The sequence below is a fragment of the Rhodobacter maritimus genome, from assembly GCF_058747975.1.
Genome location: NZ_CM179095.1, coordinates 157357 through 178433 on the forward strand (window position 1 = coordinate 157357; position 21077 = coordinate 178433).

General features: G+C 62.7%; 11 protein-coding genes and 1 pseudogene. 10 read left to right on the plus strand and 2 right to left on the minus strand.

What is annotated here, in order from left to right; all coding sequences use genetic code 11:
• The first annotated feature begins 104 nt into the window (after positions 1-104).
• The 4 genes and pseudogenes from AC4PTO_RS00780 (at position 105) to AC4PTO_RS00795 (ending at position 13197) form a co-directional block, all read left to right on the plus strand.
• The gene (locus AC4PTO_RS00780) at positions 105-8330 is read left to right on the plus strand and encodes a DUF7507 domain-containing protein (protein ID WP_492730979.1); all 8226 of its coding nucleotides are present in this window, start codon (positions 105-107) and stop codon (positions 8328-8330) included.
• Between the two features lie 10 nt (positions 8331-8340).
• Positions 8341-11769, plus strand: coding sequence for a TonB-dependent receptor (locus AC4PTO_RS00785; RefSeq protein ID WP_492730981.1), 3429 nt, complete (start codon positions 8341-8343; stop codon positions 11767-11769).
• Between the two features lie 478 nt (positions 11770-12247).
• Positions 12248-12579, plus strand: a pseudogene (locus tag AC4PTO_RS00790) (transposase family protein); the annotation flags it as partial.
• A gap of 240 nt (positions 12580-12819) precedes the next feature.
• Positions 12820-13197, plus strand: coding sequence for a hypothetical protein (locus AC4PTO_RS00795; RefSeq protein WP_492730982.1), 378 nt, complete (start codon positions 12820-12822; stop codon positions 13195-13197).
• Between the two features lie 289 nt (positions 13198-13486).
• Here the strand turns inward: AC4PTO_RS00795 and AC4PTO_RS00800 are convergent, their stop codons facing one another.
• Positions 13487-14116 carry a LysR substrate-binding domain-containing protein gene (locus tag AC4PTO_RS00800; RefSeq protein WP_492730983.1) on the minus strand — a complete coding sequence of 210 codons (630 nt, stop codon included), beginning with the start codon at positions 14114-14116 and terminating at the stop codon, positions 13487-13489.
• A 206-nt stretch (positions 14117-14322) separates the two neighbouring features.
• Complete coding sequence (locus AC4PTO_RS00805) at positions 14323-14910, minus strand: helix-turn-helix domain-containing protein (protein ID WP_492730985.1); 588 nt, start codon at positions 14908-14910, stop codon at positions 14323-14325.
• 130 nt (positions 14911-15040) lie between these two features.
• On the opposite strand from AC4PTO_RS00805, the gene AC4PTO_RS00810 reads away from it, so the two are divergent.
• The 6 genes from AC4PTO_RS00810 to AC4PTO_RS00835 all read left to right on the plus strand — a co-directional run bounded on the left by AC4PTO_RS00810 (position 15041) and on the right by AC4PTO_RS00835 (position 21021).
• Positions 15041-16165, plus strand: coding sequence for an ABC transporter substrate-binding protein (locus tag AC4PTO_RS00810; RefSeq protein WP_492730987.1), 1125 nt, complete (start codon positions 15041-15043; stop codon positions 16163-16165).
• A gap of 119 nt (positions 16166-16284) precedes the next feature.
• A complete protein-coding gene (locus AC4PTO_RS00815) occupies positions 16285-17427 on the plus strand; it encodes an ABC transporter permease (protein WP_492730989.1) in 1143 nt (380 codons plus the stop codon).
• A 2-nt stretch (positions 17428-17429) separates the two neighbouring features.
• Entirely contained in the window at positions 17430-18218 is a 789-nt protein-coding gene (locus AC4PTO_RS00820) for an ABC transporter permease (protein WP_492730990.1), read from the plus strand.
• 2 nt (positions 18219-18220) lie between these two features.
• A complete protein-coding gene (locus tag AC4PTO_RS00825) occupies positions 18221-19291 on the plus strand; it encodes an ABC transporter ATP-binding protein (protein WP_492730992.1) in 1071 nt (356 codons plus the stop codon).
• Between the two features lie 22 nt (positions 19292-19313).
• On the plus strand, positions 19314-19664 hold the full coding sequence (locus AC4PTO_RS00830; protein ID WP_492730994.1) for a cupin domain-containing protein: 351 nt from the start codon (positions 19314-19316) through the stop codon (positions 19662-19664).
• Positions 19665-19710: 46 nt separating this feature from the next.
• Positions 19711-21021 carry an NAD(P)/FAD-dependent oxidoreductase gene (locus tag AC4PTO_RS00835; protein WP_492730995.1) on the plus strand — a complete coding sequence of 437 codons (1311 nt, stop codon included), beginning with the start codon at positions 19711-19713 and terminating at the stop codon, positions 21019-21021.
• The last annotated feature ends 56 nt before the right edge of the window (positions 21022-21077 follow it).

Here is a 21077-nt window from a genome sequence, read left to right on the forward strand (position 1 = left end):
TGCGTTTACTGTTCGGCCGGTCGATCTTTCCGATCTCATCGCTATTCATCCTGTTTCTGTCGTTTTTGGGTTTCACGCCTCCTGCCGCGGCGACACCGTTCACGATGACCGTTCCCGGCACCTCGATCACGCTGCCGTCCGGATATCCCCAGGCGGGCGGCGTGGCGGTGGTTCTGGTCGGTGCCAACGGCAACGTCTATTACCAGTTCTCGGACCCTTCCGGCGCCTTTATCGGCTATCAGAACACCGGAACGCCGGCGGCCTTCCGGGGCAACCCCTTCACCATCAATACGCCGATCCCGCTGGATTGCGGCTTTTCTGCCTGCTCGACCTATTTCGGCGGCTCGATCGCCCAGATCCATGTGCGTTTTTCGGCCCATGACGGCGACACGCAGGTCGGCGGTTTCGACTATAACGACATCACGCTGCGCATGAACGGCTACAGCGTCGGCAACTGGTCCGGGCGCACCACCGAGATCACGAACGATGCCGGAACCGTCGGCAGCGGCTTCGTCAACGGCTTTGGCGACAACACCTTCAACACCGGCTGGTTTTCCTCGACCGATTCCGCGCTGCTGTCCAACATCCTGTCCACCGGCCAGATCACGACACAGGTCTATGATGCGGACCCCAACGACAACTATTGGGATTTCCAGCGCGGGCCTTCGCTGACCAACCTCGACATCCGCACCGTCGCGCCCGGCTACACGCTTGAAAAGACGACGCCCGCCACCGCGTTCTCGACCGTGGGCGAGACGATCAGCTATTCCTATATCGTCACCAATATCGGCTCGGTCCCGATCCGCAGCCTCGGGGTCAGCGATGACCGGATCGCAACGGTCACCTGCGACAAATCCGTGATCATGGATACCGATCCGGGCGGCGTTGCCGATTTTGCGACCTGTAGCGCGACCTATACCGTTACCCAGGCCGATATCGACCTGGGCGAGATCACCAACATCGCCCGCGCGACCGGCGTGCCCGATCACGGCGTGCTGGGCGCGCTGACCGACAGCGTCACCCTGCCGGGCCCGGCGCTGGATACGGCGCTGACGGTTGAAAAGACCTCGAGCCTGACGGCCTTCGGCGCGGCCGGCACCACGGTTCCCTATTCCTTCGTCGTCACGAATACCGGCAACGCCACGCTGAGCAGCGTCACGCTCAGCGATCCGCGCCTGCCGGGGCTGTCGTGCAGCGCCGCCACGCTGGCCCCCGCGGCAACGCTGGAATGTTCGGGCAGCTACACGGTCACGCAGGCCGATGTGGATGCCTTTGCCGTCTCGGGCACGGTTCTGAGCAACACCGCCTCGGTCAGCGCGACGGGCCCCCGCGGCACCTCTGCAAGCGGAAGCGACACCCTGAGCCTGCCGGGCGCGGCGGCGGCACCTGCGATGAGCGTCGAGAAAACCAGCACGGCCACCGAATTCGACGCGGTCGGCGACGTGCTGAGCTATACGATCACGGTGCTCAATACCGGCAACGTGACATTGCCTGCCCCGGCCGTCAGCGACCCCGGCGCCACCACGCTCAGTTGCCCGTCCGGCAGCCTGGCCCCCGGGGCCACGCGGGTCTGCACGGCAAGCTATACCGTGACCCAGGCCGATCTGGATGCAGGCAGCCATACCAATACGGCCACGGCCACGGCTTCGGTTGCCGGCGTCGATCTGTCCGAGTCCGACAGCGTCACGATCGACGCCGTGCAGACCCCCGAGCTTAGCCTGAACAAGCGGGTCGCGGCATCCTCTGCGCCGTCCTTCGACGCGGTGGGCGATACGGTGGTTTTCGAATATGTCGTTCTCAACAGCGGCAACGTCACCACGACCGCGCCCGTCACCATCACCGATGACCGCATCCCCGGCACGCTGAGCTGCGCGCCCGCCGGGCTTGCCCCCGGTGCAAGCGTGACCTGTTCGCAGACATGGACCGCGACGCAGGCCGATCTGGACGAAGGCACGATCACCAATATCGCGGTGGCCAGCACGGTCTTTGACGGCGCGCCGGTGGACAGCGCCCCCGATACCGCCACGATCGGCGCGGTCCAGGCGGCCTCGCTTGCGGTCAGCAAGTCGCTGAGCGCGGCCACGCCCGACCTGTTCGACCTCGGCACGGTGCTGAGCTATGCCTATCTGGTCGAGAATACCGGTAACGTCACGCTGGAAGGGCCGGTCACGGTGGCCGACAACCTGACCTCGGTGACCTGCGATCCGACCCCGGCCGGCGGGCTTCTGCCCGGCGCCACGCTGGACTGCACGGCCACCTATACGCTGGGGACGGGCGACCTTGCCCTTGGCCGCACGACCAACACGGCCACCGCAAGCGCCAGCTTCGGCGGCGGACCGATCTCCTCGCCGCCCGATTCCGTGACCTATCCGGTCACCGCCACCCCGGCGCTGAGCGTCGAGAAAAGCGGCCCCACCGGCCCGTCGGCCTATACGACGGCCGGAGAGGTCGTGACCTATTCCTATCTGGTCAGCAATACCGGCGGCGCCGGCCTGACCGAGGACATCTCGATCATCGACGACCGGATCGGCACCTTCGTCTGCCGCCCGGCCTCCGAAGGCGTCTTCTCGGTCGGCGACAGCTACAGCTGCTCGGCGTCCTACACGATCACGCAGGCCGATGTGGATGCGGGTTCGGTCACCAATGTCGCCATCGCGCAGACGGTCTTCGCGCCGGGCACGCCCGACGAGATCGACGTCCGCTCTGCCCCCGACAGCTTTACCGCCACGGGGGACGAGGCGCCCGCGCTGAGCGTGGTCAAGGACGTGACCGCCGGCCCCGATCCGGCAAGCCTGGGCGACGTGCTGACCTATACGATCACCACGACGAACAGCGGCAACCAGACGATTTCGGTGGTCTCGGTCGAGGACCCGATGGTGGGCACGCTTGCCTGCACCATGGGCGGTGCCCCTGCCCCGGCGAACGTGATCCTCGCGCCGGGTGCGGCGCTGGTCTGCACCGGCAGCCATACCGTCACCCAGGCCAATATCGACGCGCAGGTCCTGACCAACACCGCGACGGCGCGCGGGGTCGATCCGCAGGGCGCGCCGGTTTCCGGCACCGGAACCGACACGCATCCGCTTGCCGCGGCCGTGCCTGCATTGCTGGTCACCAAGACGCTGGTGCCCGATCCCGGCGCCGCGCCGGCCTATTCCAGCGTGGGCGAGGTTCTGACCTTTGCCGTCAGCGTGCAGAACACCGGCAACGTCACCATGCGGTCGCCAAGCGTGACCGACGACCTGGTGCCCGGCGTCACCTGTAGCCTGCCCGATCTTGCGCCCGGTGCCACGAATACCAGCTGCACTTTCAGCTATACCGTGACCCAGGCCGATCTGGAGGCGGGCTTTGCCGGCGCGCCCGGCGGTTCGGCCAGCTTCGAGAACACGGCGACGGCGCGCGCCACGCCCGCCAACCCCGGCGCCTCCGAGGTTGTCGAAAGCGACACGATCACCGTGCAGGGCCCCGATCATGACGCGCGTTACGCGCTGGACAAAACGGCGACCACGTCCGCCTTCTCGGCGGCGGGGGACGTGCTGTCCTACAGCTATACGGTTTCGAATATCGGCAACGTGACGCTGCGCGTCGATCCCGAGGTGACCGATGACCGCATCGGCACGTTCGGCTGCCCGCTTCCGGGCGGGGCGCTTGCGCCGGGTGAATCGACCGTCTGCACGGCAAGCTATACCGTGACCCAGGCCGATGTGGATGCCGGCGAGGTGACCAACATCGCCACCGTCGCCTCGGGCGAGGTGCCGCTGCCCACGCCTCCGGGTCCGGCCGAGGACAGCGTCACGGTCAGCGCCGGGCGCGTTCCGGCGATGACGCTGGTCAAGACGCCCTCGGTGACCACCGATGTGACCGCGGGCACCGTCATCACCTATACCTATGACGTGACCAATACCGGCAACGTCACGCTGTTCGACGTGACCCCCGCGGATGCGCATACCAGTGCGGCGGGCACCGTTGCGCTGACGCTTGGCGGCGATACGCTGCTTGGCGATGGCGGCGCGGCCACCGGCGACAGCACCGATGCCGCCGGTCCGGGTGTCTGGAGCGTGCTTGCACCCGGCGACAGCGTGCGCTTCAGCGCAAGCTATACGGTCACGCAGGCCGATGTCGACGCGGGCGCCCCGATCACCAACGCGGCCAGCGTCGCCGCCGACGGTCCGCCCGGCATTCCGGGCACCACGGCGGAAGACAGCAGCTCGGTCGATGTGATCGGCGGAACCCCGGCGCTTGACGTGCAGAAACGCGCCGATGTCAGCGCGCTTGGCACGCCGCCCGCGGTGGGCGATGTCATCACCTATACGGTCAGTGTCACCAATACCGGCAACCAGACCCTTGCCGCGGTGGTGCCCACGGACACGCTGCGCGATGCGGCGGGTAACGTCCTGACCCCCGGCGTAAGCCTTGGCGCGCCCGCAGGGGACGACGGCAACGGCCTTCTCGATGTGGGCGAGGTCTATACCTATACCGGCACCTATGCGCTGACGCAGGAGGCGCTTGACGCGGGCGGGGTTGCCAACAGCGTTCTGGTCAGCGCCGAGGCACCCGACGGCACGCCGGTCAGCGATCTGTCGGACGACGATTCAGGCGCCAGCGACGGCGACGGCAACGGCGATCCGAACGACGACCCGACCGGGACCGTTCTGGATACCACGGCCACGATGGCGGTGGTGAAGGCGGCTGTTCTGGATGACGGCGGCGACGGAGTGGTCGATGTCGGCGACACGATCACCTATACCTATACGGTCACGAATACCGGCACCGTGACGCTGTTCGACGCCACATTGGCCGAGACCGGCTTTACCGGAACCGGCACCGCGCCCGTTCCCGCCCATGTCAGCGGCGGCGCCGATCTGGGTGGCGGCCCCGAGATCGACATCCCCGCGGGCGGCGCCGCTGTCTTCGAGGCAAGCTATGCGCTTACCCAGGAAGATCTGGATGCGGGCTCGGTCTCGAACCAGGCGACGGGCAGCGCCAGCGATCCGCAGGGCAACCCGGTCGAGGATCTTTCCGGCGGCACGCCCGACGACGACGAGGTGACAGAGACCACCCTGCCGTCCGAACCGGGCGCGCTGGTCACGAAAACCGCGGATACCTCGGGGCTTTCGACGCCGGTCGCGGTGGGTGACGAGGTGGTCTTCACCATCACGATCGAAAATACCGGCAACGTCACACTGGCGCCCACCGGCATCGTCGATACGCCGACCGATTTCGACGGCGGTGCGATGACGGCGGTCATGGGCGTAATCGCGGGCGACCTTGATGGCGACGGGCTTCTGGATGTCGACGAGACCTGGAGCGTGACCGCCACGGTCGAACTGACGCAGGAAGCGATCGACGCGGGCGGGGTTTCCAACACCGCGACGGTTTCGGGCGAAACCCCCGACGGCACGCCCATTACGGCGGTGTCGGATGGCGATGGCCCCGGCACGGATGGCGACGGCGACGGCGATTTCGGCAACGACCCGACCGAGGTCGCGCTGCCCGCCACCCCGGCGCTCGAGGTTGCGAAGACCGCCGATGTGACGGGCCTGTCGAGCCCGCCGCAGGTGGGCGATGTGCTGAGCTTCACGATCACCGCCACCAATACCGGCAACGTCACGCTGACGCCCACGGGCATCGCGGAATCGGCCACCGATCTCGATGGCGGCGCGCTTGCGGTGTCGCTGGGTGCCTTTACCGGCGATGACGGCGACGACGGGCTGATGGGCGTGGGGGAAACCTGGACGATCGTCTCGACCGTGATCCTGACGCAGGACGCGATCGACACGGGCGGGGTTTCCAACACCGTGACCGTTTCCACGACCACGCCGGACGGCACCCCGCTGAGCGATGTGTCCGACAGCGACGGCCCCGGCAGCGACGGCGATGGCGACGGCGATTTCGGCAACGATCCGACCGTGGTTCCGCTTGACCAGGTGGCGGGGATGGAGGCGCTCAAGATTGCCGATCTGTCGGGCCTCAGCGATCCGCCGCTGCCCGGCGAGACGGTGGCCTTCACCATCACCGTGGAAAACACCGGCAACCAGACGCTTTCGAACGTGTCGCTTGCCGATGTGATGACGCGGCTTGATGCGGCCGCCACGCCCCTGGCGCTGAGCACCGGGCCGGATCTTGTCAGCGGCGACGGCGGGATTGCCGATGCGCTGGAGCCGGGCGAGACCTGGACCTACAGCGCCACCTATGTGCTGGAGCAGGAGGATATCGACGGCGGCGGGATCGAGAACCAGGTCACCGTGTCGGCCGATGCGCCCGACGGCACGCCGCTTACCGAGCTGTCGGATGATGACGGGGTCGGAGAGGACGATCCGACGACCGTGGCGATCGTGGGCATTGCCGAGATGACGGTGACCAAGAGCGCCTCGGAGGTCGAGACGCTGTTCCCGACGATCCACCGCGTGACCTTCACCATCGGGGTCGAGAATACCGGCACGCTGACGATGAACAACGTGCAGATTTCCGATGACCTTGCAGGCTTCCTGGCGCCCGCGACGCTGCTGTCGGCCGATTATCCGGTGGATCTGACGGTGACGGGCTTTGCGCCGGCCGGTGCGAACCCCTCTTACGACGGGGTCGGGGATACCGATCTGCTGGGCGCCGGGGCGATCCTTGCGCCGGGGGCCGCCGGCACCGCCGAGATCACCCTGACCTATTCGACCGCGGCGGGGCAACCCGGTGCGCCGAACGTGGCCGTGGCCTCTTCGGACGAGCTGACCGGCGGGTCGCCCTCGAACGAGGTGCCCGTGGCCCAGCCCGACAGTGACGGCGACGGTGCGCCCGATGCGGACGAAGGCTGCGGTCCGGGCGATGACCGCGACGGCGACGGGATCTGCAACGCAGAGGATTATGATCCGACCGGGTATTTCTATTGCGAGGATGACGGGCGCATCATTCCCGGCGGCAGCATCGGCGTCAGCGGGCCCTTCGGCAGCGCCAGCGGCGTGGGCAGCGCGAATGCCATCACCATCGTGCGCGACGGCACGGATGGCAGCTACCAGTTCTTCGTGACCGCCGAGGGCAGCTACCGGCTGGACATCACCTATCCGCCGGGAAGCACCCCCTCGAGCACGCGGCTCAGCAGCGGCGGGCTCACCCTGAGCACGCTTCTGCCGGCCAACCCGGTGGCGATCGGTTCCGGCGAGGTGGGAACGACCGGGCGGCTGGCCGATTATTCGGAGGGGGCCAACCGGTTCTACACCACCTTCGACATAAAGCTGGGCGATCCGATCATCTTCAACAATAACATCCCGTTGGCCAACTGTGCCGAACGCACCGATGTTCTGGCCCGCAAGAGCGCGGACCGCACCACCGCGGTCTTCGGCGAAACGGTGAACTACACGCTGGAATTCAGCAATGAAAGCGCCCGCGCGATCCTTGGCGGCACCTTCGTGGACGACCTGCCCAACGGGCTTGTCTATACGCCCGGAAGCGCCACGCTGAACGGCGCCCCGGCCGAGCCGGTGCTGGTCGGCCGGCGGCTGGAATGGCAGGGGGTCGATCTTGCGGCCGGCGCCACGGCAACGCTGCGCTTTGCGGCGCGGGTGTCGGGGCGTGTCGCGGGGGGCGATCTGGTGAACCGTGCCTGGCACGCGAACTCTGCCGGAGAGGCCGTTTCCAACATCGCCTCCGCCGTGGTCAAGGTCCGGCCCGAAGCGGTGTTCGACTGCTCGGACGTGATCGGCAAGGTCTTTGACGACACGAACCGCAACGGCCGTCAGGACGGCCCGCCCGACCGCTCGGGCGCGATCACGCGCGACGATGTCTATACCGGCAAATGGAGCCAGCCCATCGTCGAGGAACAGGACCTTCCGGGCGAGAAGGGGCTGCCGGGCGTGCGCCTGGCAACGGTGAACGGCCTGCTCATCACGACCGATGAATTCGGCCGCTTCCATGTGCCCTGCGCGGCCCTGCCGAAGGATGGCGGCTCAAACTTCACGCTGAAGCTCGATACCCGCACGCTTCCGCTGGGCTATCGCGTCACGACCGAGAACCCGCGCACGCTGCGCCTGACGCCGGGCAAGGTTGCGCGGATGAACTTCGGCGCGGCTTCCGGCCGGATCGTCGATATCGACCTGACGGCGGGCGCCTTTGCGGCCGGCGGGGCGCAGCCGGGCGCGGCGCTTGACAAGGCGGTCGACGGGCTGATCGGGCAGATCGCACAGTCGCCTTCGGCCGTGCGCCTGCGCTATCAGCTTGCGCAGGGTGAAAGCGACGGGCTCGCGCATGAGCGTTTGCGCGCGCTGGAGCGGCTGCTGAAGGCGCGTGCCAAAGGCAGGCTGCAATATCCGCTTGAAATCGAGCGGGTCGTGGACTGGGGACAGTGAGGTGATGGTGATGACCCGTGTGAAACGTATACTTCCCCTGCTGTGCACCGTTCCGGTGATGGTGGCCTGCGGCGTTGCCGCGCGCGCCCAGAGCGATACGGGATTTGCCATCTCGATCGACGGGGCGCCGGTGGCGGGCAATTCCGCGCTTGCCAAACCCTCGGGGCCGCGCGCGGCGGCGCCGCGTGCCTCGCAGGCCGATATCCGGGTGCAGGCCGACGGGCTGGGCGCCCGCCCGCGGCTGGACCTTCAGGTCATGCAGGCCGACGGGCGCCGCGCCCTGGTCCGCAGCGAGGTGAACTATCCCGCCTGGATCGACCGCGCCGAGCTGCGCATCTTCGACATGACCAATCCGGGCGGCCCGAAGCTGGTCAGGACCTTGCCGATCGCGGCCAACGGGCAGCTGGAATTCGACCTGCCCGCCCCCGAGATCCCCATGGTCGAGCGCGTCGGCGATCATGCCGATGGCAGCGATTTCGCCGTGGTGCACCGGGTCTATGACGCGCAGGGCCGGTTCGACGAGACCGAGGTCATCTCGCTTGCGCGCGCAAGCACGATCGTCGAGGAAGAGGAAGGCACCGACCGCACCGCGCGCCGCCGCATCCCCGTGAACGGGGGCGCCGTGACGGTTTCGGGCACCGGGCTTGCGCCCGGAGCGCAGGTCACCACCCTGGGCGAGACGATCCGGCCCGACGGTTCGGGCAATTTCGTGCTGCAACGCATCCTGCCCGCGGGCGAGGCGCGCGTGCCCGTGCAGGTGACCGGCGGCGGCGAGAATATCCATATCGAACCCGTGGTCGAGATCGCGCGCGTCGACTGGTTCCATGTGGCCACCGCCGATCTGACCTTCGGCAAGACGCTTTCGGGCCCCGAGAAGGGCGAAACGTTCGATCGCGGCCGGCTGGCCTTCTATGCCAAGGGCCGCACGGCCTCGGGCTGGACGATCACCGGCTCGGTCGATACGGGCGAGCACGAGCTGGATTCGCTTTTCGACGACTTCATGCGCAAGGACCCGCAGGGCCTTCTGATGCGCCTTGACGAGGACATGGCCTATCCGACCTATGGCGACGATGCCGAACTTCTCAACGATGCGCCGACCGACGGGCGCTTCTACCTCAAGGCCGAGAAAGACGGCTCTTTCATCATGTGGGGCAACGAGAAGGCCCAGCTTGACGGCGGCTATCTGCGCAACGAGCGCACGCTTTACGGCATTCACGGGCGCTATGAAGGCCCCGAACTGACCAGCCGGGGCCAGCCGCAGCTGCGCGTGACCGGCTATGCCGCGCAGCCTGACATGCTGCCGGGGCGGGAATCGTTCCTTGGCACGGGCGGCTCGATCTATTTCCTTGGCCGCCAGGACATCTCGGTCGGTTCCGAGACGCTGACCGTCGAGATCCGCGATCCGGTTTCGGGGCGGATCGTGGAATCGCGGCTTCTGGTGCCGGGCCGCGACTACGAGATCAACTACATGCAAGGGGTCATCACCCTTGCCGCGCCGCTTTCGGGGTTGATCACCGGCGGGGTGGTGCGCCCCGGCGCGGCCGAGGCCGACCAGTCGCGCCTTGTGGTGCAGTATGAATACGAGCCCACGGCCGGCGACGTGGATGGCTATACCTATGGCGGGCGCGTCGAAAGCTGGGTCACCGACCGGGTGCGCATCGGCATGACCGGCATGGTCGAACAGACCGACACCGCCGATCAGACGGCGATGGGCGCGGATCTGCGGTGGGAACTGGGCGAGCGCAGCTTCGCCGAGCTGGAATATGCCCGCACCGAGGGCCCCGGTTTCGGCGCCTCCTGGTCCGATGACGGCGGCCTGACGATCGACCGGACCCCGACGGCGGGCGTTGCCGACGGCACCGGGGAATCCTTCCGCTTCGGCGCACAGGCCGATCTGACCGATCTGGGCCTTGGCACCGAGGGCGAGGTGGCCGCCTATTTCGAGCGCCGCGGCGCGGGCTTCTCGACGCTTGACCATCAGGTCACGGATGACGAGCGCCTGTGGGGCATCGCCGCCGATATCCGCCCCGCGGGGCGGCTTTCCTGGCACCTGCGCTATGACGATTACGAAAGCGACGATGGCGAGCACAAGAAAGAGGGCGTGGTCGAGCTTGGCTACCAGATCAGCGACCGTCTTTCGGTCCAGGCCGGGATCGGCCATCTGGACCGCAACGACCCGACCGAGCCGGACAAGACCGGACGGCGCACCGATCTGGGCCTGCGGCTGAGCTATGCGCAATCCGCCGACAGCACGGTCTATGTCTTCGGTCAGGGCACGCTGGAACATTCCGGCGGGCTTGAGCGGAACAACCGGTTGGGTCTGGGCTTTACCCGCGCCTTCTCCAATGGCTGGGCCTTCGAGGGCGAGGTCTCGGACGGCTCGCTCGGGGTGGGCGGCAAGGCGGTGATGCGTCAGGACCGCGAAGGCTCTTCGGCCTATATCGGCTATACGCTCGATCCCGCGCGCGAACTGGACGGCGAAACGCTGACCGGGCGCGACCGGGGCCGTATCGTGGCCGGCGGGCGGCGCAAGGTCAGCGAAAGCGTGTCGACCTTCGGTGAAAATGCCTATGACATGTTCGGCCGGCGCCGGGCGCTGACCTCGGCCTATGGCGTGGAATACCACCATTCCGAAACGCTCAGCTTCTCGGGCGCGTTCGAGATGGGGCGCATCGATTCCGCGGATGACGATTTCGACCGCAAGGCGCTGTCCTTCGGCGCGATCTACGAACAGCCCGAGGGCCTGAGCGCGCGCGCCCGGCTGGAACTGCGCCGCGATCGCGGCATCAGCGACGGGTCCGACCGCGATGCCGACACCATCCTGCTGAGCGCGGATGCGAATTACAAGATCAGCGACAGCCAGCGGCTTCTGTTCACCCTCGATCATGCCGATACCGATACGGACGGCACCTCGGTGCTGAACGGGCGCTATACCAAGGCGGTGCTGGGCTATGCCTACCGCCCGGTCGAGGATGACCGGCTGAACCTGCTGCTGCGCTATACCTATCTTAACGACATGTATGGCCAGATCACCGATGGCGGGGTGACCGACGGGTCGCGCCAGAAATCGCATGTGTTCAGCGTGGATGCGACCTGGGAGGTTTCGGATCACTGGGAACTGGGCGGCAAGGTCGGCCTGCGGCGTTCCGAAAGCGCGCCCGACGATACGCTGCCGCTTCAGCGCAACGATGCAAGCCTTGTGGTGGTGAATGCGCGCTATCACCTGACGCATCAGTGGGATCTGCTGCTTGAGGCGCGCCAGCTGGATGCGCGTCAGGCCGAATTCTCGGATACCGGCTTCCTTGCGGCGGCCTACCGGCAGATCAACCCGAACTTCTCGGTGGGGCTGGGCTATAATTTCGGCTCGTTCTCGGATGACCTGACCGACCTGACGCAGGATGACGAAGGGGTCTTCATCAACCTGATTGCCCAGTTCTGAGGGCCGGATTTGTTGGCAAAGACTGCTGTCGTGTTGTACTTAAATGCAAAAAGACAAACCCGACGAAATCAATTTGGTACATTAACGTTAAATATGCGCTTTTGGGCATGATCTAGACTCCTATGGCGACAATCCCGCTGGAGAAGGAATCCAACCTGAAGGTCCGGTCGCTCAAGCAAATCCTAGCGCTGACTGCAGGGCGGCGTCGCGCATCTTCGCTCTGGTTAAAGATCTGCCAATAGATACGATTCTCGTGGGTGGAGAACGCATCACCGACGACACTGTCACGAACAGGGCGCCGAAACCGTTGAACGGATCGCAGCGGCGGTATGCGTCTCTCCTGTGACCTGCCATGGGATTTTTCCTCCACCGTCGATTAGGGTTTGCCCAAGCTTGAGGACAGGCAGTAAAACGAATGAGATGGGCTTGTCAGACAAACCTAGTTTGATGCGGGCGGGGCGTCGGTAAGCTTCTATCCATGATCAAGCCGAGCCCTTTCAAGCGGTTCAAGACAAGCCTCAAGATCATCTGTCTGGCGGTCATGATGTATGTTCAGTTTCCGCTGTTGCTTCGCAATATTGAGGACCTGCTGCACAAGCGAGACATCTATATCAGCTACGAAACGGTGCGGTACTGGTGGCATCGGTTCGATACGATATTCGCCTCCGGCTCCCGAAACGCCGTGTCAAGGGGATGCGAGCGATTCACTGGAGATGGTATCTTGAGGAGATGTTCTTAAAGATCAACGGAGAGCGGCACTATCTATGGCGCAACGCTGATCACGAAAGGCAGGTAACGCGATGCTGGATTCCTCCGATCCCGATCGCGGGTTCTGTCACGCGCATCGGGTGGTGCCGGTCAACGCTGTTGTCCCGTCGGGTGGTGGGGTGGCAGGGTTCGCCCTCCTGATAGAAAGGTATGGTGGATGAGACTGGAATGGCTTTTTCGGCTCATCATCGCCCGCATTCCGGACTACAAGATCACAAAGGTCGGTGACCTGCTGCCATGGAGGCACGGCCGATAAATCGCACCATGGTTGTCCTAGTATGCTTGATCACCTCGACGCTGGCGGCGGAAGTCTGTGATAAGGTAAGACCTGCCTGGATACCGCAGGATGGTTACGTCAGCCAGTTCGAAGACCTCGCCGTGCTCTTGTTCGAGCCCATCGGTTTGATTGCGATCGGACTGATGATGGGAGCCCTCCTCCTAAGGTCAGCCTGGTTCTCCGCAGTTGCAATAGTGATCTTGATGCTCATGGTCGCGCTCAAAGTTAGCACTTGGAGCGAGGCAGATGACCTTATCCACTTCGCAATCAACGAGGGATGCATGACCGCACCCTACATTACCACGATCGCATTGATCGCAATGGCCGCCAGCATCGTCGCGCTGACCTGGATCAAACCCTTGGATAGGTCAAAGTCGCCCTGACCGGACGCTTACCTGCGTGTCAACTTTCAGGACGATGTGTTCCTCGCTCGATGCATTTTGAAACTCAAGGAGGTGATAGTCAGTCCATCGGGTAAACTTTTCGGACGCCCCATATCCGGCCGCATCTCTCCATCGGTAGATGCGGTGTGTGAGCAGCGCAGAGCACCCCGCAGACGCTGACCGGCTATTGATCAACTCCCACCGATGCTGCGGTGCGGCCGGTCATTCCCGCCGCCTAGAAGGAATGGGTACATTGGAGCTAAAGTCTGGAGGCCCCTTCAAACTGGGTTCAGCTATTTCGCGCGTCGGTGACAACCCCTTCTGCTTGCAGTAACTCCTCCAACCAATCCATGAATGCCTTGAGCCGAGGGGCGAGATGACGCCGGCGCGCATATAGGATCGAAATCGGCACCGGAGAGGGCCGGAACTCGGGCACCACCTCGAGCAGTCGACCAGCCGCGATGTCATCGGCGACGTCATAGACGGGAACCTGAATCAGCCCGTGCCCGTGCAGTGCCTCGGCAACATAGCTTTCCGCATTGTCGACACAAAGGTGGCTTTGCATGGCGACAGTGATCTTATGTCCACCCTCAAGACCTTCCCATTCGGATGAGGGTGCCGGCATGCGCAGGGCATAATTGACAAGGTGATGATCCGAAAGGTCGGCAGGGGTCAGCGGCGTACCATATTGCGCCAGATACCCCGCGCCGGCACAGGTCAGCATCGGCACATCGCCGATCCGGCGGCAGATCAGTTCACTGTCTTCCACAACGGCCAAACGTACCACCGCGTCGATCCCCTCGGACACAAGATCGATCATCCGGTCGGTGGCACTGATCTCCAGCGTCACCGCCGGATAACGGGCACGGAAGTCGTGCAAATGCGGGATGATCAGACGACGCGCGATCCGGCTGGGCATATCAACCCGCAGACCCGTCAGCGAGAGCGGGCGTGGATGGCTCGACGAAATCCGCCAAGCGTCTGGCAACGGAGACCCACGTCTGACCGCCAGGCCCCGCGCTACACTTCGGAGTATCTTCGGGAATTGAGTTACGGACCAATCATGGAACCACGGTCTCCGGTGGGACCATGGAACTACTTCATCTAGCTGGTTCGAGATGTCACTTAGACCGTTGCCGGAGCAACCACCCAGACAACCTCGCATAGCTCGTCGCCAATGGTCCAGAAGCGCACCAGGGTGCGCGCAGGAAAGGCGAAACTGTCACCCTGATTGATCACGAGAGATTTGCCGTCAAGTTCAAGTCCCAACTTGCCCTGCACGACCAGACCGCATTTCCCGCCCTCTGTGTTAGAATAGGGTTCGCCGGAATCCGCGCCCGGCTTCATCACAAAGCGCAGCATCTGAATCTGGGGCTGCGTGTCGGGAGTCAGCAGTTGCTTGCGAAGGCTGCCGTTGTCATAGGACAACTCTCGCCGCATGTCCTTGCGCACGACCACATCGTCATGCTCCTTGTGTTCGTCGGACGATGACTCGAACAGCCACACAACCGGCATGTCCAACGCGCCGCAGATCGCGCGCATCGACTTGACTGAAGGCACGGCTAGTCCGCGTTCGACCTGTGAAAGCATGCCGACCGAAAGACCCGCGCGCTCTGACACCTGCTTGAGCGATAGCCCCCGCAGCTTGCGACGCAGCCGAAGCCGCTCACCGATCTGGGATTTGTCGTGCAGGTCGTCCTCAATGTCCGTCAAGATTGTCATGAGGCTTTTTATCCTGATTGCTCCCGTGTGAATACTAATTCTTCATAACAGGTTTGTAAAAGAAATTAAAAAAACTTGCCAATTCTTTTAATTTGAGCAAAATTAATTTGCGGAAATTGATATGAAGAGACTCAACCCAGAGGAGGGGACGGGACTCGCCAAGCCGTCGCGGAAACCCATGTGGGGCCTGCGTGATCAAATGGGAGGAAACATGAAACACGTCTTGAAAGTGCTTACGGCTTCGGGGCTTGCGGTCACCGCTGCTCAGGCTGCATACGCGCGCGATCTGACGATTGCCGGCTGGGGCGGAAATTATCAGGATGCGCAGCGTGCGGCGTATTACACGCCCTTCACCGAATCGAAAGGCGTTGCTTTTACCGAAACGACTTATCTCGGCGGTCTGGCAGAGGTGAAGGCGATGGCTGATACCGGCAACGTGATCTGGGATCTGGTAATCGTCGAGGGTGCGGATCTTCAGCTTGGCTGCGACGAGGGGCTTTTCGAAGAAATTCCTTGGGATCGGATGACCGTAAAAGACGAATTGAACCCTCATGCAGTGCAGCCTTGCGGTGCGGGTAACGTCGTGATCGGCAACGGTTATGCCTACAATTCCGACATGTTCCCCGAGGCACCGCAGGATTGGACGGATTTCTTTGACACCACGAAGTTTCCGGGAAAGCGCTCGGTGCGCAACCAGCCCAAGATGAACCTCGAATATGCCTTGCTGGCCGATGGCGTACCGGTAGAGCAGGTCTACGAGGTTCTCTCCACTCCTGAGGGTGTGGACCGCGCCTTCGGGAAATTCGACGCAATCAAGAGCGACATCCAGTTTTGGGATGCCGGATCGCAGCCCGTCGAATGGCTCGCGGCCGGAAATGTCGCGCTCAGCACCGCCTATAACGGTCGTATCATCTCGGCTCAGGCCGAGGGACAGCCGCTTGAATTCGTCTGGACCAACCACATTTACAATATCGATGTCTGGGCGATCCCCACGAACGCACCGCATAAGGATCTTGCGCTGGAGTTCATCGAATTCGTCAGCACTGCGGCTCCGCAGGCGAAGTTCTCCGAACTGATGCCCTATGGTCCAACGAACATGAAGTCGGCCGAAATCCTTCCCAGCGAAGTCGTCGAGAACTTGCCGACCGGCAAGAATATCGAGGATGCGTTGTTCTATTCGGACGCGTTTTGGATTGACCATTCGGATGAACTGACAGAGCGCTGGAACAACTGGGCCACGCAGTGATCGTGCGCCGCAAGGCACCATTTCTTATGCAGGTCTGTCCGATGGATTCAGACGGACAGACCACATCCGCGATCTGAACCGACGGACCAAAGCCCATGCGAAACGCTTATGGAGGCCGTTTGGCAGCGATTGTGCTGCTTCTCGTGCCATTCACGATATATCTGCTGGTCTATCTCTACCCCTTGCTGACCGTCGCCAGCCAGAGCGTGGACAACAGCGCGCTGTATGACCGTTTCCACCGCTTGTCTGCCGCAATCGAAGATGGCACCCCGGACGAGCGCGCGGCTGCCCTCTTGTCCGATCTGATCACGGCGGATCGGCGCGATCTGGCCGAGGCGGCCCGCAACCTTAATCAGGAACGCAGTGGTTTTCGTTCTTTGCTTATCGACACGGGCAAGAATGCTTCCGGAATCGCCCCCACGATGGAGGCGCTGACCGCCTTCGACAAACGTTGGGGAGAACATGTCTATTGGGACGTTCTAGCCCGCAACATTGCCCCGGTTACATGGCGACATTTCCAGAAGGCGACCGGATTCAAGCCGGATAAAGACGGCACGCTGACGATCTCGGAAGGCGATGACATCTACCTGCGCATCATGTTGCGCACCATTGTCATCGCCACACAGGTCACGGCGCTGACATTGCTACTCGGCTATCCGTTGGCCTATGCGGCGGCCAATGGTAAGGCACGGCTGGCAACGCTTGTCTTTATGGTTGTGCTGCTAAGCTTCTGGACCTCGATCCTAGTGCGCACGACGGCATGGGTGGTGCTGCTGCAAACCCACGGGTTGTTGAACAACCTCCTTATCGCACTGCGCATCATTTCCGAGCCCCTCCAGCTGATCTTTAACCGGTTCGGAACCGTCGTCGCGATGACGCATGTTCTTTTACCCTTCGCGATCCTGCCAATCTTCAATGTCATGAGAACAATTCCGAAATCACAGGGCGATGCTTCGCGCAGCCTTGGCGCGGGCGGGGTCGAGACATTCTTGCGGGTCTACTTTCCTCAGACGCTACGCGGGGTGTTCGTCGGTGGCGGCACTGTCTTCATCCTTTCATTGGGATTTTACGTCACACCTGCACTGACCGGCGGGCCAAGCGATCAGATGCTGTCCTACTACATCGCAGATTTCGTCAAGAAGACACTCAACTGGGGCATGGCATCGGTTCTTTCGGTCATGTTGTTTGGTTGCGTGGTGGCGATCTTGGCGCTCGGGTCTGGGCTTTGGCTCCTGCTCAGGGCACGCAAGGGAGGAAACTGATCATGTCCCGCGCCATCTACTGGATCAGTCTGATCCTAAGCCTTCTTTTCCTGGCTTTGCCGCTGCTGCTGGTGCTTCCCCTTGCTTTCAACGAAAGCTCCTTCCTGACCTATCCGATGGAAGGTTTCACCTTCGAGTGGTTCTGGGCCGTCTTCACGCAGGCCCCGTGGATGCCGGCCTTCTTCAACAGTCTTAAGGTAGGTCTGGGGGCAGCGCTGGTTGCGGTTCTGATAGGTGGACTTTCCGCAATCGGTACGATGCTATTGGGTCGCTGGGGGCAGATTATCCTCGTGGGTCTGTTCGTCTCGCCTCTGGTAATTCCCTCGGTCGTCCTGGGGGTTGCCTTTGCATATGCCTTCGGCCGGGCAGGAATCGGTGGCGGGTATCTTTCGTTGGTCCTTGCACATGCAATCCTCGGTGCCCCGCTGGTCTTCCTGTCGGTGATAACTTCGCTCAAGGGGCTCGATCCGGAACTTGAGCGTGCCGCTGCCTCGATGGGGGCTTCGCGGTTCTATCGCTTTCGCACGGTAACGCTGCCGCTTGCCGCTCCGGGCTTTATGACCGGGGCTCTGTTCGCCTTCATCACCTCTTTCGATGAGGTGGTCGTGGCGCTGTTTCTGGCCGCTCCGCAATCTACGACGCTGCCGATCGCGCTTTTCTCAGGCCTGCGCGACAGGCTCGAACCGACGATCGTGGCGGTCGCGTTGCTGCTTTCACTGCTTTCGCTCTTGTTCCTGCTTGTCCTGAATCAGCTGCAACAGCGTTCGCGCCTCAACTCGCGTGAGAAATGAAGATGTCTACACTCGAAATCAAGAATATCGACAAGTTCTACGGCGCCACGCAGGCCCTGTTCGACGTTTCGCTAAGCATCCGCATGGGAGAGTTTGTGACCCTTCTGGGGCCGTCGGGCTCGGGCAAGACGACATTGCTAAAGATACTGGCCGGGTTCGAACCCGTCAGCAGCGGCGAGATTATCATGCAGGGGCGTGACATCGCTGCACTACCACCGGAAAAGCGCAACTTCGGGCTGGTTTTTCAAGGCTATGCACTGTTTCCCCACATGAGCGTTCATGACAATATCGCCTATCCTCTGAAAGTGCGCCGGATTGCGCGCGATGAGATCGAGACAAGGGTCCGAACCATGCTCGACCTCGTGCAGTTGGGCAAGTTCGCCAATCGGCGGCCGGCAGAGTTGTCTGGGGGACAGCAGCAGCGGGTGGCGCTTGCTCGCGCTTTGGTCTTCAAGCCCGATCTTTTGCTCCTCGATGAGCCGATGTCGGCACTGGACAAAAAACTGCGCGTCGATCTCCAGGAAGAGTTGCGCGATATTCACAGCACTCTTGGGACCACCTTCATCAATGTGACCCACGATCAGGAAGAAGCGATGCACATGTCTGATCGCATCGCCGTCATGAACCACGGCCGCATCGTGCAGTTTGACACCGCATTCAATCTTTACCGGCACCCCGGAACCCGATTTGTGGCTGATTTCGTCGGAAAGTCGAACATACTAACCGGCAGGGTGGTGCAGGATGACGGCAAGGCGCTGTTCCGCTCAGAAGGCGTTTCTGTGCCTCTGGGAGCTTCAGTGTATGATGCGTCAGCTGCGGCAGAGATGATGATCCGTCCCGAAGATGGGGCAGTCGAGCTGGCGGCCAAAAATGACGGGCGCATCTACCTTGAGGGAAAGGTGCTCCATTCCACATATTCGGGCGATCGCGCACTTTATTCGATCGAACTCGAGCAGGGCGGAGTGTTCATCGTCTACGGCGCCGCACGTTCGGGCATCCATGATGACGGAACCGCGGTGCATGTGGCCTTCGCCCCCGAGGATTGCACGCTTCTCAACGCGGCAAGTGGCTAATCCTGAAAGGAGATATTGCTCAATGAGTTTGCTCAAAAGTTTTCATCATCAAGACCTTGGGTCCGGTGTGGCCTCGCAGCCCGCCCCCGAGGTCGTCGTCGAAGGTGACCCACGTTTCACGGCCTGGCCCTATCTGGAAGGCCCTGTCGAGATCGGGGTTTGGGCCGCAACGCCAGGCACGCACCGCATGGCGCGCGACAGTGAAACCTGGGAGCAGTTCCACCTCATAGAAGGTGAGATCGAGATTACCGAAGAGGGTCAGGCTCCACGCCGTTTCCGTGCCGGTGATACGGTCATAGTCGAACCGAACTTCAGAGGTACCTGGCGCACCATCGCGCCAGTTAAGAAAGTCTATCTCTCGATGACGCGCTAGCGTCATCGGGGGTCTTGCACAAATCGATCCGATTACTGGTGAAATCATGAAGAAAACCCCGTTCTGGTGGGAAGATGCCGAACCGCAGCATGCTGAACGCACTATCGATCAGGAGGCCTGCGCTACCCTTATTGTCGGTGCAGGCTATACGGGGCTTTCCGCTGCCATTACTCTCGCCGAAGCCGGAATGAGCAATGTCGTCGTCGTCGAGGCGCAGCGCATCGGCGAAGGTGCTAGTTCGCGCAATGGCGGGCAGATCGGAAACGCACCAAAATTCGATCTGAACTATGCGACGCGCAAATTCGGCGCAAGGCGCGCAGCCGAGATCATGGAGGATTACCGCGAGGCGATGCCCTTCCTGCTCAGGCGGGCAAAGACGCTGAGCGACCCGTTCGATCTGCGCCTGTGCGGGGCGGTGACGGGTGCACATACGCGCGCCGATCTCGAAAAGCTTCGGGCGATCCGCGCCACCCTTCCACCCAACGAACAGGCCGATTTCGAAATCCTTGAAGAGCACGAGGTTTCACGCGCTATCAAGACCAGGATCTATCGTGGCGCGATGATCAAGCACGATCAGGGCTCGCTTCACCCCGCGAAGTATGTGCAGGCGCTTGCAAATCGTGCCCGCGCGCTCGGGGTGCGGATCTTTACAGGGATACGCTACATGGGTGCGCTGCGGGACGTGGCGGGCTATCGCGCCACGTTGCACGATGCGCAGGTGGGTCGGCAGGTTACCCTGCACGCCAACCAGATCCTTTTGGCGGTCAATGGTTATGCCGGACCTGAGCTCGCATGGCTTCGCAAACGCATCATTCCGGTGCAGAGTTACATGATCGCCACCGAACCCCTTCCATTCGAAAAGCTTGAGGAACTGCTGCCCGGTAACCGCCCTGCAGGGGATACGAAGCATGTTCTTTACTACTATCGCCGTTCGCCCGATGGGACACGTATGCTGTTCGGAGGTCGGGCGCGGTTTCGCACTTCAACCGAAGAGCAGTCGGCCGAGGGGTTGCGGCGCTATATGGAGCAAACCTTCCCTGAGTTGAAAGGGGTCACCGTCAGCCATTCCTGGTCTGGCAATGTCAGCTTCGCCTATGATTTCACAAGCCATGTCGGGCAGATGCCAGACGGGTTGCATTACTCATCGTGCTATAATGGTAACGGGATATCGATGGCGACCTATATGGGCCATCGCGCGGCTGAGTTGATTCTGGGGCACGAAGGAGCCGATCGTGGCATCGTAAATACGCACTTCCCGCAGCTTTACTTCTACAACGGCCATCCATGGTTCCTGCCCGTGGTCGGCGGCTGGTATCGCTTTCAGGACAAATGGGCGCGGTGGCGCGAAGGGAGCTGAGCGACCCGGAGATGCCGACCATCCCATTTGCACATTCCAGTGCAGAGCAACCCTCC